Below are 12,875 nucleotides of genomic sequence, written 5' to 3'. Positions count from 1 at the left end.
TATGCGCCTTTTAAACGCAAATAAAGAAGACGGAAGGGCTTTTATCCATAAACTGGTAAACCGCTTTCAGGCCTTTCCGGAAAAATACGAAGAAAGTGTGCGGGAAATCATAAAAGAAGTAAAAGATAAAGGCGACGGCGCTTTAGTGGAATTTACCCGCAAGTTTGATTGCCCGTCTTTTTCGCGAGAGGACTTAGAAGTCGGGCTTGAAGAGGTTGAAAGGGCTTATGACCAAATAGACGCCGAGCTTTTGAAAGCCATAAAGCTTGCCATTGCCAATGTAAGGGATTTTCACGAAAAACAAAAAGAGCGCTCCTGGATAGACACTCGACCCTCTGGAGCGGTGGTAGGCCAGTTAGTGCGTCCGGTGGAGAGGGCTGGCCTTTACGTGCCAGGTGGTACAGGCGGTGAGACCCCGCTAATTTCCACCGTGATAATGGGTGCGGTGCCAGCTAAAGTGGCCGGGGTGGAAGAACTCATTATGGTTTCGCCACCCAACAAAGAGGGGCGTCTACATCCGGCCCTTTTGGTGGCCGCAAAAGAATCAGGGGTTGACCGCGTCTTTAAAATCGGGAGTGCCTGGGCCATAGCGGCGCTTGCCTTTGGCACGGAGACCATACCTAAAGTGGACGTTATTTGCGGACCAGGAAACATTTACGTAACACTTGCTAAAAAGATTTTGGCTGGCGAAGTGGGCATTGACATGATTGCCGGGCCAAGTGAAATACTCGTTATTTCCGATGAAAGCGCTAACCCGGCCTGGCTTGCCGCTGACCTTCTTTCTCAGGCAGAACACGACTCCCTGGCCACCGCGGTTATGCTTACCACTTCGGAAAAAATCGCCAAAGAAACAGTCAAAGAAGTCAAAAAACAGCTAAAAAAACTTCCCCGAAAGGATATTGCTGAAAAAGCCCTTGAAGACTACGGAGCCATTTTGTTAGTAGAAGACCTGATCCAGGCAACCCACCTGGCTAACCTGATTGCTCCTGAGCACCTTGAGCTTTGCGTAAAAGACCCATGGAGCCTCCTTGGCAAAATAAAGCACGCCGGGGCTATATTTCTTGGGCATTTTACGCCAGAGGCCGTGGGAGACTACATTGCCGGAGCCAACCACGTGCTCCCTACCATGGGTTGTGCCCGTTACGCTCAAGCCCTAGGGGTACATGTTTTCCAGAAAAAACTAAGCGTTGTTGGCTACTCTCACGAGGCATTGTGCGAAGAGGGCCAGGCAGTGATTAAACTTGCTGAAACTGAAGGCCTTTCGGCCCACGCCAACTCGGTAAAAATTAGGCTTGAAAAATAAAGCCTTGTTCTTTTTAGAAGCCATTATAAACTTGGCCTGACTATGAGTTTGAGAGTAATTGTAATCGGTGCCGGAGAGGTAGGCTATTACCTGGCTGACCGCCTATCTTTAGAAGGCCATCATATCGTAGTTATAGACAAAGACGAAGATAAGATTAAGCGCATTGAGCGTCTTTTAAACGTTATGGCTGTTCAGGGCTCAGGGGCTTCGGCCAAAGTCCTTGAAGAAGCGGGTATTAAGGAGACTGACCTTTTCGTAGCGGTTACCAGTTCTGATGAAATCAACCTTATAGCCTGTCTCCTGGCCAGAGAATATGGAGTCCCCCGAAAAGTAGCCAGGGTGAGAAGTGAAGACTACCTATCGCCTGACTCGCCCTTAAATGAACAAAAACTTGGCATTGACCTTATCATTAACCCAGCTAGAGTTCTCGCTGACGAAATCGTAAAGCTCTCCGAAATAACCGAAGCTACAGACTGGGCGGAGTTTGCCCGGGGCAAAGTAATACTCATGGGCTATGTAGTAAAAGAAGAAAGCCCGCTTGCCGGCATTTCTCTTGCGGATCTGCGCGAGCTTAGAGCCCTGTATGACTTTGTCATCGTGGCCATTATTAGAAACAACGAAACCATCATTCCCAGAGGGTCCGACGTTATTAAGGTTGGTGACAAAATATTTGTCATTGCCAAGAAAAAAGACATTCCCGCCATTGAAACCCTCTTAGGTTTTAAGACTGAAAAACCCAAGAAGGTATTTATCGTCGGTGGTGGGCAGGTAGGCCTATGGGTGGCTCAGCGTCTTGAGGCCCGAAAAATAGAAGTCTATCTCGTAGAGAAAGACGAAGAGCGCTGTGAAGAACTAGCCGAAGAATTAGAAGATACGATTATCCTAAACCTTGACGGCTTAGATGCTCAGGAACTCAAAAAAGAAGGCATAGATCAGGCTGATCTCGTTATCACCGTTACTGACGTTGATACGGTAAACATTTTAGGGGCACTTCTGGCCAAACACCACGGGGCGAAAAAGTGCATTGTACGCATTGACCGCCCGGACTTTATTCCCCTCCTTGGTGGGCTTGGTATTGACGTGGCTTTAAGCCCCAGGCTCCTTGCCGCCAACCAGATTTTGCGTTTTGTAAGACGCGGGCAAATACTCTCTGTGGCTACTTTTCTGGTAAGTGATGCCGAAGTGGTAGAAATGGTCATTCCGGAAACTGAATTTTTCAGTAAAGGCAGACGGCTACTGGAAATAGACTTTCCCAAAGGAGCCATCGTAGGGGCTATTTACCGGGCCGGCGAAGTCATAATCCCCAAGGGCGAAACTATCCTTCAGCCCGGAGATGACCTGGTAATTTTTGCCAAGAGAGAGGCCCTCCCTAAACTGGAACAACTCTTTTCCACATGAGAACAGGTGCTTTTCTCTATATTTTGGGTTGGTTTTTAATCTTTTTTTCCGTAACTTTCTTTTTCCCTGGGCTCATAAGCTTGATTTACCACGAGCCTGTCTGGCCCTTTATTTACGCCGAGGCCATAACCCTTGTAACTGGTGTTCTACTTGTTCTTCTCGTAAAGCCAGAAAGAGAAATTGGCTACCGAGAAGGCTTTGCCGTGGTAGTCTTTTCCTGGTTAGCGGCAGGGGTCTTTGGAGCGCTTCCCTTTGTCTTTTCTGGTCATCTGGGTTTAATAGACGCCCTATTTGAATCTATATCTGGTTTTACTACTACTGGTTCTACGGTCTTTGAATCACTGGAAGAATTGCCGCGCGGACTTCACTTTTGGCGAGCCCTTTCTCAGTGGCTTGGGGGCATGGGAATAATCGTCCTATCTCTGGCTATCCTACCTTTGCTTGGCATAGGCGGAATGCAGCTTTACCAGGCCGAAATGCCAGGGCTTACTAAAGACAAACTCGCCCCTCGTATCCAGGATACCGCAAGAATTCTCTGGGGAGTTTATTCCTTTTTTACCGTCTTTGAAGTGCTATTGCTTCTGGCTGGGGGCCTGGATCTCTATGAGGCCCTCTGTCACGCCTTTACCACCATGGCCACCGGTGGCTTTTCTACGAGAACAGCCAGCGTGGCCGCCTTTGATAGTGCTTACCTAGATTATGTTATAACCTTTTTTATGTTTGTGGCCGGTATGAACTTTAGTCTCCATTATCGTTTTTTGAAAGGAGACCTCGGCGCTTATTTCAAAAGCGAAGAATTTAGATTTTATCTTTTAATCGGCATGGCAGCGGTCTTTATCTGCATGTTTTTCAACTACATCTACGGCACTTATAGCGATCCTTCCCTTAATTTTCGTTATTCCCTTTTTCAGGTCTGGTCAGTGATGACCACCACTGGTTACGGCACCGCGGATTTTGACTTGTGGCATCCGGCCTGTAGGTATTTACTTCTGATTCTCATGTTTTTCGGTGGTATGGCCGGCTCAACCGGTGGTGGTGTTAAGCAAATAAGATTTCTCATTTTGTTTAAGTTTATTCGCTTTCAATTCCGCAAGCTCATACACCCCAAGGCCGTGGAGATCATTCGCTACGAGGACAAGAAAATAGCCGAAAGTATTATTCAGGCTATCCTGGGGTTCATGGCCCTTTACGGTTTATTTTTTGTAGTGGCAAGCTTACTGGTATGTGCCCAGGGGATTGACCTTATAACCGCTACTTCAGCGGTAGCCGCCACTTTGAATAACATTGGTCCTGGCTTGGCCAAAGTTGGCCCTACCCAAAACTTTGGCTGGATGCCTGATTTTTCAAAACTGGTGCTCACTTTTTGCATGCTGGCCGGCCGACTTGAACTCTATACCGTGGCTATTCTTTTTAGTCGTAGTTATTGGCGTGGCGCCAGAAAACCCACCTGGCGGTTTTAAAACTTGGTGCCCGGGGCCGGAGTCGAACCGGCACGGGGTATTACCCCAGGGGATTTTAAGCTATATCGTTTCCTTATTTTACAAGTCTTAGAAAGGAAGGTGCTTGAGTTTTTCCTGATTTTTTGTGTCCGAATACCTCTTCAAGGGCCTCTTTGATGGCGTCCTTCTGCACATGAGCGTAGATTTTCGTAACGCTGATATTTGAGTGGCCAAGCAATTCCTGGATAATTTGAATTGGCACTTTTTTGGCCAGCCAGGTAGCTGTTGTGTGGCGAATGTCGTGAAAACGATAATCAAGGCCGAGCTCTGTCATATACCCTCTCCATTTATGCGAGACCCAGTTATCTGTCCAGCGATCAAAAAGACGACCCTGCTTGATCAGCCTCGGCCGTAATATTTCTTTTGCATTTTCTGTTAAGGGAACTAACCTCTCGCGATTGCCTTTTCCAACTACTCTTATACAGGATAAATCCGGTAAAACATCTTTAGCTGTTAACCTGAGCAATTCGTTTAAACGACATCCGGTTTCCAGAGCAAGAACAACAAAGTCGTGAAACTCCCTATCCTTCTCTTTCAAAAAGATCAAAATTTGCTGCATTTCCTCTTCAGAAATAAAACGGGGAGGACCCTGGCGATCTCTTAGTGGTTTTATTTTCCCGAAAGGGTTACTTTTGATATATCCCCACTCTTGAGCCTTGTTAAAAGCTGCCTTGAGATGTCTGAAGTCTAAATTTATACCGGCCGGTTTCCTGCCCTTCTTGATGAGGAAAGCCCTATATTCTTCAAGTTTTTTAGGTGTAATTGCCCTGATAGGGCAGTCGCCAAAAAAGTCTGCAAAGTTTTTAAAAATACTTCTTTCCCTCTTAAGAGTAGAGTATGCTTTGACGCTTTCACTCAAGGTTAGATATTCTTCTATAAAAGTTTTAAGCGAGATTTTTTCCTGCTTTTCAATAAGAATGAGCCGACCCTTTAATGCCTCCTTCTGAATCTCTTTGAAGAGCCTCTCCGCAAGGCGCTTGTCTTTTGTCCGGAGACTCTTCTCCTTACCCCGCTCAAAACGGATGTACCAGTAGCCGTTCTTCCGCCTGAAAAGCTTCATCCTGATTTTTACTAGCATATACCGGACCTCTTGAAAAGTTCCAGATGAGCCTTAATTCTTGCCTTTTCCCGTAAAAAGTAATCGTCTATAGACTCCCTATCGAAAATCAGTTTCCCTCCGCCCGGTTTCGTTGCATATATCTCCCCTTCCCGGGCCAGCTCCCTCAGCTTCTTCTCCGAAAGCCCCGAGTAACGCACCGCATCTCTTATGGGCAGCCAGCGCGGCCAGGTCTGGAGCCTTGCTATCTCCTCCCTTAACTCCTGAAGAAGTTCAATAATCTGTTGTTCCTTCATAACCCGTCCCCCGAATATCTGACCGGATTACTCTTATGTCCGGACATTATGTCCGGACACATGTCCATTCCCGCCTTTATCCAGAATTTGTCTGACAAAATCCTTCAGTTCACCCGGAACCTGCTCAATATCAAACATGTTTTCTTTCACCATACGTGCAAAAACCCTGGCTTCTTCAATTTTCTCTATCCTTTCAATATCAACACGGCTTCTGTGTTTTTCACGCCAGATTTCAAGGGCTCTTACAACCTGACTCAGGTCATTCATCCGTGCCAGGTAACCGGGGCCTATATTTTCTTTAGGCGGAAAAGCAAGTAATATTACAGCTTTTCGCCAATCGTCTGTCTTTAATTTGAATCTTTCTTCGAATTCACTCAGAATCCTTCTCTTCTCCTCTTCCGATGGGCCTCGTGCCCTATTTTCTCCCGGTGGACCTTCCTTATCCGTTTTTTCCCTGACCTCGGGGACAGGGATACCCTTCTGTATGATTTCCAGCAGCACCGTCACCGTTTCCGTCAGTTTTTCTATCTGCTTTTCCAGACGCTCTAAACGCGCTTTCGTACTCTCTTTTTTCTCACTTTTTTGTTGCTTCCTCTGCTTCTTTCGTGTATACTCATCAGCAAGGGCTATAAGGTCAGGTGACGCAATTTTTATGTTGTCACCGTTGTGTTCAACTATCAGGAGGCCAAGAGAGTGAGCTTTCGTAAGAAATTTTCTGAAATCATTTATATCACCAGGCTTGAGCAAGCATACCTGCTCAAGCCAGTATTCAACGGGATATTCAAGACCCTGCTCACCCTCGGCCTCCCACAGCGCGGCCAGATGAAGCACGATGAAATCAAGCCAGGTATAGGCCGCGTGACCACATTCTTTAATAAGCTCAAGTATTGCGGGATCTTTGGGATAATGGGTATATCGCCTGATCCAGGGCATCCCCAGCCTGCGGGTCCGACGGGATCCTTTTTTGCCACTTTTATTTTGCATAATGGTACCTCCTGATTTTTTTATTTGATGGCAGAGGCAATCCGCTTGCACCGGATTGCCCTGCTTCTTCCTCTGCTAAATAATCAAGTAATACCGATAAAGGTATTCCCGAGAGATAAGCAACAACATCAGCAGGGTACCCCTCGTAGATCAGCCTCTCCGCTTCCTCCAGAAGATCAAAGTTTATCTTTCTTTTTTTCTTCTTCTTGAGCTTCCTTTTCGGCGTTCCCCTGTAATAAACCGCACCGGTCGAGACGCCGAAAAAATTACATGCCCTGCTAACCGGAAGTCCCGCCTCCACCATCCGCCTTATTACCCTGAAGGTAAACTCTTTACCCATGGCTACCTCCCGAGTCCGAGTTCCTTAATTGTCGCCCGGGCCATGGATCTAATCACTTCCCGTCTTTTCTGCGGGGACAGGCTACCGAATCGGCCTATGTATTCAGCAAGTTTCCTTCCATCATCAAGCCCGCAGATCTCGTATATCCTGTCAGCCACCTCTCTGCCGTAAACAGGCTCTATCTCCTCCTTTATCAGGATGCACGCCCGGGCCAGATGACTCATTGATAACTCAAGGGCCAGAGCTATTTCGTTCACCAGCGCCACCTTTTCGGCCAGGTTAACCCTTGCCTCTCCCAGAGAAATGGTTTGAGCAATTGCGTTCTCTATGCTCATGTCCTTCCCTCCTGTTCTCTGGTAAACATCACAAAACGCACAAAATAATGGGCCCAGTCGGCACATCGCCTGGCAAGGGCTGCAATACGAAGAGCCTCACAAACCGACAACCTCACCCGAAAATACGGCTTCGCCTTTTCCTCCCTGGGCCTTAACTCAAATACCCGGCGGTTATCTTCCCATTTAACCGCCACCACAAAAGAAAGCTCAGGCTCGTTTAAACTCGCCCGCCCCGACGCGTCCAGACAGGTAGGTGTTGAAAGAATTGTTTCCAGGTGATCCAGAAACTCCGCCGGAATTTTAAATTCCCGAGCTTCCTGTAGCCGTCCCAGGGGATCCACTCCTCGCCAGGTGAAAACCAGCTCACCTCCCGAGTCCCTGACTTTCAGGATCCCCCGTTCACGGGTAACCCGTGTTTCAAGAATTCTTTTGTTTAACTTCATCTTTTGTTAACCACAATTTTTGTCTCTTTTATCAGTTCACGGAAAATCCTCGGGCCTATTCCCCGGGCCCTGAGAAGTTCCGAAATTAACTCTTCCCGCCCGGGTACCCTTTTCTCAACTTCGGTCGTAGTAAAAGACAGAAGATCCTCTATCGCAGGCGGACGTCTGATAACATTTAGCTCTCTGGCCAGATCCGCGGGGTCCTCCATGACTATAACGGGAACCGATTTTGAAACTCCTTCTCCACCGGCTATAAGCTCCTCCAGCGCTTCCGCCCTCTTCCTCCCGTCCCACACCCGGTTACCCGGATCTATCAAAAGGGGCATAAAAATCTGACCGTGTTTTTTAATGCTCTCCTTTATCAGGAGGTAAACCCCGTCCCTTTCGGGCTCATCCCAGGTGAGATCACTGAGTTTTCTATAAAAAACCGGATACTCTATCATTAACGCTTCCCCTTTTTTCTTTGTTCTTTAAGCCATTTCCGAAACTCTTTCCTCTCAGGCGGCCTCTCTGGAAAGGCCCGAATTATGGCCTCCGCCCACTCCCGGCTCTCGCCCTGTAGATGGGAGAGATCGGGGGGCCAGGAAGATTGGTAACGGTAGGGACAATAGGGATTAAAAAACTCTTCCGGGAAAAGCCAAGAAATTTTATGGATACCTGTTTCTTTTTCCAAAAGGAGGGCTCTTTTTACCGAAAAACCTTTGGCTAGAGATCTATAAATAGAAGGATGAGGTATATTAGTTTTTTGAGCTATTTCATAAAGGCTGTCCATCATGTTTCGTTATATAACGGAACTCGTAAATGTTGTCAATCTTTAATCGTAATATTGAGGATGTATAACAAAAATAGTTATATGACTTTTGATGGAAGCTCATAAGATGAAAATGATTTTTGGAAAGAATTTGGCTATTTATCGGAAAAAAGCCAATTTGACCAAACAGGATCTGGCAAACCGTTTAAAGGTCCACTGGAATACTGTTCATCGCTGGGAAAAAGGTGAACTTTTTCCTCGGCCAGAACTGTTAGAAGAAATTGCAAAAATTTTAAATGTAGAAATTTCAGACCTTCTTAAAGCTCCTGAACCGGAACCTTTTCCCGGGTTTGACAATATTATGTGCCAGCCGGCCCGGGAGCGCTACTATTCCGTGTGGCAGCTTGCGGCTCAGCACGCGGGCATCCAGGTGGCCCTCGGAGCCATGGGAGACCCCCTCTTCCGCGACCGTATTCCAAAACTCGAAACAGAAGAAGAAGTGATTGAAGCCTACAAAGAGGCCCTTTCTTATTGGAAAAAAGTGACTAAGCGCCTTGATGAAGAGCTTCGTAAAAGAGGTATCAGGGTCGAGAGCGAAGAAGAGATGATCACTGTGCCCGAGGAAGACTTAAAGTCTCTTGACAAAGGAAGCGATAAGTAATATGGAAAGGAAAGAAGATAGAGTACATACCGAAACTGCAGTGCAACCCGAAAGCACCCTGAGCGGTGGAAACAGAGTCCACCCCTCAGGGTGCTATTTTAAGGTAGCCATCGTAGTTGATTGGGAAAATATTAGATATAAAGTTTTTGCCAATCCAAAACTCAAGTCCCCCAATCCTTCAGAACGTTTCTCTTACAATGCTTACACAGAAAGATTGCCGGTTTTTTTACTGAATTTTCTAGAACCAAACGAAATACCATACCGAATCTTCATTTATGCTTCCAAACCTTTTGAACAAGAGTTGAGGTTGCCATCCCATATCAGACTTTCTCCTGAAGAAAAAAAGAGCAAGGAAAACGAGATTAATCTGAGAATAAAAAGAAACCGCCAAACTTACGAAAATTTCTTAAAAAGGCTAGGAAAATGCAGCTTAATAGCCTTAAGACTAGGAAAAACAGTTTTTAGAGGCTGGAAAGTCGAAAAAGACAACTATAAACCAGACTTAGTTCAAAAAAAGGTGGACATGCTGATGGGGCTTGATATAGCACATTTAGCATATAAACGTCTTGTAGATAGAATCATCATTTTTTCTTACGATACCGACATGCAACCAGCCTTTAAAACTGCACGTTTGGAAGGAATACAAGTAGTTTTGCCAGTTTTTACCGAAATAAAAGATGAAATACCCTCAGAATTGTTTCTTCATAGTGATTTCATAAGAGAAAGACGTTATTTCGAAATATGTCAGAAACTATATGATCCCAAACATTAAATGCTTAAAGTTCAAAAATGTTCCCCCGAACTTACCGAGACTTGAAAAGACTCGAATATGTCTGGGGCCGAAGGGCAGGGTTTAATTGTAAGCCATTTAGTTTTGATGACCTTCTTGTCTGGATAGAAAATCTCGGCGCCATCCCCCTTCAAGACCGTACCGTTAAAGTTACCACCTTTCTCTTCTACCGGGATAAAAAATTTATACTCTATAATACCGGGGCCAATCCTCTTGAACTCCTGCTTTCCCTGGGTCACGAGGCTGGCCACCTGGCCCTAGGGCATTACGAAACCGGTGAACTTTTGCCGCACGCGCCGTCTTTGTGGGCACGCAACGGCCTTGAAAAAGACGCCGGCATCGTGGGCTTTCTCTGCTGGTTGCCCACGCCAGAGTTTGAGCGAATTCTTCAGAAGACAGAACCGCATCCGGAAGTTTTAGCAAACGAGCTGGCCACGTGTGATAGCGAGTGGCCTTTTCTGCTTAAGGCCAGCGAGGCAAGATTGAGAATATGGCGAGGGCTTAGAAAAATTAGTAAACACCGTCATTCATTTTTTGACTAAAAACATTTTTCATTGTCGGATCTCAAAAATATTCATATACCCTTCAAAAGATGGTCATCCCTGCTATTGAGTCTGCTACCAATTTTACAGTCTTTTTCTTGACAGTCTTTAAAAATAGACTATTCTTAAAAAGAAAAATAGAGGGGGATAAAAAGTGCGCAAGATCACTTCACCTTACGCGTTCAAAACCTGTCATATCGCTCAGATAAAAGAGGAGCTGGGCCTGAAGGACAAAAACCGAATTGCGATCAATAGGAAGGGAAAACATAGAAGGGTAAAAACGCCCGAACACCTTCGGCCTTTTTTGATTGAGGCTATCACCACTTTGATGAAAGAGGAAGGAAGAACGCCCACCTACAGGGAAATACAGCAAAAAGCCTTTGAGCTTTACAAAAAAAAAGAAAGCATCGGTCTTGTAGAAGAGTATTACGGATTTCTCAAAGTTCCACCTGAGGATAGAGATTTCGTCAAGAAAGTAGCAGAATCGGAAGAAATTTTTTACGAAGGCATGTAATCAATGGTTGACCTGAAACATCTTTATCAAAAAAAGATCTTTGTTGATTCCAACGCCTTTATTTACTTCTTTACCGGACAATGTAATAATCTTGCAAAAGAAATTTTTAGCTTTGCCGAGAAGAAATGGCTGACTCTGATTACAACCGTAAGAGTTCTCGATGAAGTGTGTTTCAAGGTTATGATAATCTCGGCGAAAGCAAAGTTCGGAATAGAGACAAAAGTGCTGAAAAGGCTAAAAAGGGACAGGAGCAAAATAAAATTGGTGGCAGAGGACGTTCAAAGGGTCATCGAATTTGTAAATAAAGCAAGGATAGAGGTTAAAGGAATTTCATACACGGAGCTAAAGAAAATGCCTTACATTATGGATGCACATGGACTGTTTGGAAATGATGCTCTGATTCTCGCCACAATACAAAGGTTCAACCTGAAGTATTTACTCTCATCGGACAAAGACTTTGATAGAATCTCCTTTGTGGAAAGGATAGATCCCAGACTGACTTGAGATCCGGTTAATTTCAAGCGAGAATTCTAAACTCTTACCGTCTTCATGCCCTTGATTCTTATATTTGCTGACGGTATATGTTTAACCCTTCCCGTGAGGACACGGACACCCTTTTTGTCCGGTGTAAAAGCGATAAACTGTCCGCCGAGATTCCTTTCCTGATCGGGAGGCTCCAAAGTGCTTATAGCACCGGGGCGAATGACATAAACCTCTTTCTCCCGTACGATACCGTCGGCACCGAGACCGCCGGAACCCTTCACCACTTCTGGAAGTACGACCGTACCGCCTTTTTCGGTTACGTACCTTCCGGTGCACTCGTCGTCACCGCAGTAGAGAAATATCTGCGTCCCGAAATTTGCAAGCAGCTCGTTTCTTTTGGCCGCGGACCCCAGTTCAACATCAAAGTTGGCAATACTCTGGGCCGCAAAATGAAGATATATGCCCGCCCCCCTCGCCTTGTCCACAAGGTTTATCATCTCCGGGAAAACGGCCCTGGCCGCTTCATCAACCACTACGAGCAGTCTTCTTTTGAGTCGTCCCTCATCCCGGCGATAAATCTTTCCCGCCGTTGTAAGCAACCAGGTAAGCACGAGCTTTGAAAACATACGGGAGGTTTCGGGAAGGGTCATGGAGGCAGTAAAAATATAAAGTAAAATGCCTTTCCCCTTCCACGGCCGGGTAAAAACGGGATTATCCTTAACATCAATAATTTCCCTGATTGAACCGACCGATATCTGGCTCATGAGGTTTGAAAGTGAGGATATGGTTTCCTCAAATTTTCTGGGATCGAGCTCGGCAACGGAACCCCCCATAAGGGCTATCATTTTTCCCCGGGGATCAACCATCGCCTCACGGGTGAAAATTTCTACCTGACTTTTAATCCATTCGTAGGTGGTAATCTCCTGGAGAACGGAAATACTGAAAGTGGGTTCCTTCCCCTCGCGTCTTTTAAGATAATCGTAGGCATAAATCGCAAACTTACAAACCTTAAAGGCCTGTTGTCTGAAAAAAGGCTCCTTTCCTTTTTCAATCATAGCCACCAGAAGGTTTGCCACCTCATCAAGCCCGGCATCTCCGGGAAAGGGAAAAGAAAAAGGATTAAACCTGAATGAAACCTCGGGGTCAGCCAGATCAGTATAGGCGAGATCTTCAAGTCTATTTGATTTTAAAGCGGCTTCAAACATAACGGGAAATAGTGCCGAACGATCCATTTCCCCCTTGGGATCAATTACCACCAGATCCCAGCCGATTTCCACCGCTCGTCTGATTTCGTCCATCAGCAGTCTTGACTTTCCGGAACCGGATCCCCCTATGGTGAGAATATGAACGCGTCTGGAATCCGGTATGGCAAATTTTTCGGGTCGGGCCCGGGCCCGGGGTTTCCTTAAATCAACGGCTCTATCCGTAATGATCCATTCCGAAGATGGACTTCCTGACTTAGACCATCTGAACATGGAG

At 46.0% G+C, this 12,875-nt stretch carries 17 protein-coding genes; 8 read left to right on the top strand and 9 right to left on the bottom strand.

Going from position 1 to position 12,875, the window contains the following annotated elements; genetic code table 11:
• Position 1 precedes the first annotated feature (1 nt).
• From hisD to THEIN_RS10120, 3 genes are read left to right on the top strand one after another with little or no spacing between them, the layout of a single operon-like run.
• On the top strand, positions 2–1,303 hold the full coding sequence (gene hisD / locus THEIN_RS10130) for a histidinol dehydrogenase (protein WP_013908576.1): 1,302 nt from the start codon (positions 2–4) through the stop codon (positions 1,301–1,303).
• A gap of 42 nt (positions 1,304–1,345) precedes the next feature.
• The gene (trkA, locus tag THEIN_RS10125) at positions 1,346–2,701 is read left to right on the top strand and encodes a Trk system potassium transporter TrkA (protein WP_013908575.1); all 1,356 of its coding nucleotides are present in this window, start codon (positions 1,346–1,348) and stop codon (positions 2,699–2,701) included.
• 23 nt (positions 2,702–2,724) lie between these two features.
• Positions 2,725–4,161 carry a TrkH family potassium uptake protein gene (locus tag THEIN_RS10120; RefSeq protein WP_217125045.1) on the top strand — a complete coding sequence of 479 codons (1,437 nt, stop codon included), beginning with the start codon at positions 2,725–2,727 and terminating at the stop codon, positions 4,159–4,161.
• A 73-nt stretch (positions 4,162–4,234) separates the two neighbouring features.
• Here the strand turns inward: THEIN_RS10120 and THEIN_RS10115 are convergent, their stop codons facing one another.
• From THEIN_RS10115 to THEIN_RS10080, 8 genes are read right to left on the bottom strand one after another with little or no spacing between them, the layout of a single operon-like run.
• Positions 4,235–5,278 carry a tyrosine-type recombinase/integrase gene (locus tag THEIN_RS10115; protein ID WP_013908573.1) on the bottom strand — a complete coding sequence of 348 codons (1,044 nt, stop codon included), beginning with the start codon at positions 5,276–5,278 and terminating at the stop codon, positions 4,235–4,237.
• The gene (locus tag THEIN_RS10110) at positions 5,272–5,553 is read right to left on the bottom strand and encodes a helix-turn-helix domain-containing protein (protein ID WP_013908572.1); all 282 of its coding nucleotides are present in this window, start codon (positions 5,551–5,553) and stop codon (positions 5,272–5,274) included. Before THEIN_RS10110 ends, THEIN_RS10115 begins: the two co-directional genes overlap by 7 nt.
• Positions 5,554–5,586: 33 nt before the next feature.
• A complete protein-coding gene (locus THEIN_RS10105) occupies positions 5,587–6,537 on the bottom strand; it encodes a hypothetical protein (RefSeq protein ID WP_013908571.1) in 951 nt (316 codons plus the stop codon).
• Positions 6,527–6,877, bottom strand: coding sequence for a hypothetical protein (locus THEIN_RS10100; protein WP_013908570.1), 351 nt, complete (start codon positions 6,875–6,877; stop codon positions 6,527–6,529). The genes THEIN_RS10105 and THEIN_RS10100 overlap by 11 nt, the downstream gene beginning before the upstream one ends.
• A 2-nt stretch (positions 6,878–6,879) precedes the next feature.
• A complete protein-coding gene (locus tag THEIN_RS10095; protein WP_013908569.1) occupies positions 6,880–7,212 on the bottom strand; it encodes a hypothetical protein in 333 nt (110 codons plus the stop codon).
• Positions 7,209–7,655 carry a hypothetical protein gene (locus THEIN_RS10090; protein ID WP_013908568.1) on the bottom strand — a complete coding sequence of 149 codons (447 nt, stop codon included), beginning with the start codon at positions 7,653–7,655 and terminating at the stop codon, positions 7,209–7,211. Before THEIN_RS10090 ends, THEIN_RS10095 begins: the two co-directional genes overlap by 4 nt.
• Entirely contained in the window at positions 7,652–8,098 is a 447-nt protein-coding gene (locus THEIN_RS10085) for a ParB N-terminal domain-containing protein (RefSeq protein WP_013908567.1), read from the bottom strand. Before THEIN_RS10085 ends, THEIN_RS10090 begins: the two co-directional genes overlap by 4 nt.
• Positions 8,098–8,430 carry a hypothetical protein gene (locus THEIN_RS10080; protein ID WP_013908566.1) on the bottom strand — a complete coding sequence of 111 codons (333 nt, stop codon included), beginning with the start codon at positions 8,428–8,430 and terminating at the stop codon, positions 8,098–8,100. The genes THEIN_RS10085 and THEIN_RS10080 overlap by 1 nt, the downstream gene beginning before the upstream one ends.
• Before the next feature lie 103 nt (positions 8,431–8,533).
• Here THEIN_RS10080 and THEIN_RS11790 point away from each other — a divergent pair, with 103 nt between their 5' ends.
• From THEIN_RS11790 to THEIN_RS10055, 5 genes are all read left to right on the top strand, one after another.
• On the top strand, positions 8,534–9,067 hold the full coding sequence (locus tag THEIN_RS11790; protein ID WP_013908565.1) for a helix-turn-helix transcriptional regulator: 534 nt from the start codon (positions 8,534–8,536) through the stop codon (positions 9,065–9,067).
• A gap of 1 nt (position 9,068) precedes the next feature.
• A complete protein-coding gene (locus THEIN_RS11785) occupies positions 9,069–9,839 on the top strand; it encodes an NYN domain-containing protein (RefSeq protein ID WP_013908564.1) in 771 nt (256 codons plus the stop codon).
• Positions 9,840–9,880: 41 nt separating this feature from the next.
• Positions 9,881–10,399 (top strand): hypothetical protein, encoded by a 519-nt coding sequence (locus THEIN_RS10065; protein ID WP_148236960.1) that lies wholly within the window; start codon positions 9,881–9,883, stop codon positions 10,397–10,399.
• 154 nt (positions 10,400–10,553) lie between these two features.
• Positions 10,554–10,913: a hypothetical protein gene (locus tag THEIN_RS10060; RefSeq protein WP_013908562.1), complete on the top strand. Its 360-nt coding sequence runs from the start codon at positions 10,554–10,556 to the stop codon at positions 10,911–10,913.
• Between the two features lie 3 nt (positions 10,914–10,916).
• Entirely contained in the window at positions 10,917–11,417 is a 501-nt protein-coding gene (locus THEIN_RS10055; RefSeq protein WP_013908561.1) for a PIN domain-containing protein, read from the top strand.
• 26 nt (positions 11,418–11,443) lie between these two features.
• On the opposite strand, the gene THEIN_RS10050 is transcribed toward THEIN_RS10055, so the two are convergent.
• Complete coding sequence (locus THEIN_RS10050; protein WP_013908560.1) at positions 11,444–12,871, bottom strand: type IV secretory system conjugative DNA transfer family protein; 1,428 nt, start codon at positions 12,869–12,871, stop codon at positions 11,444–11,446.
• Positions 12,872–12,875 lie beyond the last annotated feature (4 nt).

Origin of the sequence: Thermodesulfatator indicus DSM 15286 (assembly GCF_000217795.1) — a bacterium.
GTDB classification, from domain to species: Bacteria; Desulfobacterota; Thermodesulfobacteria; order Thermodesulfobacteriales; family Thermodesulfatatoraceae; genus Thermodesulfatator; species Thermodesulfatator indicus.
Note: the sequence above shows the minus strand (reverse complement) of the source record. Positions and strands in the feature narration are given on the sequence as shown.

Bases quoted from the DNA above. Each gene is read 5' to 3' on its own strand.
- THEIN_RS10055 (WP_013908561.1), top strand. From the start codon at position 10,917: ATGGTTGACCTGAAACATCTTTATCAAAAAAAGATCTTTGTTGATTCC.
- THEIN_RS10100 (WP_013908570.1), bottom strand. From the start codon at position 6,877: ATGGGTAAAGAGTTTACCTTCAGGGTAATAAGGCGGATGGTGGAGGCG.
- trkA (WP_013908575.1), top strand. From the start codon at position 1,346: ATGAGTTTGAGAGTAATTGTAATCGGTGCCGGAGAGGTAGGCTATTAC.
- THEIN_RS10080 (WP_013908566.1), bottom strand. From the start codon at position 8,430: ATGATGGACAGCCTTTATGAAATAGCTCAAAAAACTAATATACCTCAT.
- THEIN_RS10105 (WP_013908571.1), bottom strand. From the start codon at position 6,537: ATGCAAAATAAAAGTGGCAAAAAAGGATCCCGTCGGACCCGCAGGCTG.
- THEIN_RS11790 (WP_013908565.1), top strand. From the start codon at position 8,534: ATGAAAATGATTTTTGGAAAGAATTTGGCTATTTATCGGAAAAAAGCC.
- hisD (WP_013908576.1), top strand. From the start codon at position 2: ATGCGCCTTTTAAACGCAAATAAAGAAGACGGAAGGGCTTTTATCCAT.
- THEIN_RS10090 (WP_013908568.1), bottom strand. From the start codon at position 7,655: ATGAAGTTAAACAAAAGAATTCTTGAAACACGGGTTACCCGTGAACGG.
- THEIN_RS10050 (WP_013908560.1), bottom strand. From the start codon at position 12,871: ATGTTCAGATGGTCTAAGTCAGGAAGTCCATCTTCGGAATGGATCATT.
- THEIN_RS10110 (WP_013908572.1), bottom strand. From the start codon at position 5,553: ATGAAGGAACAACAGATTATTGAACTTCTTCAGGAGTTAAGGGAGGAG.
- THEIN_RS10115 (WP_013908573.1), bottom strand. From the start codon at position 5,278: ATGCTAGTAAAAATCAGGATGAAGCTTTTCAGGCGGAAGAACGGCTAC.
- THEIN_RS10085 (WP_013908567.1), bottom strand. From the start codon at position 8,098: ATGATAGAGTATCCGGTTTTTTATAGAAAACTCAGTGATCTCACCTGG.
- THEIN_RS11785 (WP_013908564.1), top strand. From the start codon at position 9,069: ATGGAAAGGAAAGAAGATAGAGTACATACCGAAACTGCAGTGCAACCC.
- THEIN_RS10095 (WP_013908569.1), bottom strand. From the start codon at position 7,212: ATGAGCATAGAGAACGCAATTGCTCAAACCATTTCTCTGGGAGAGGCA.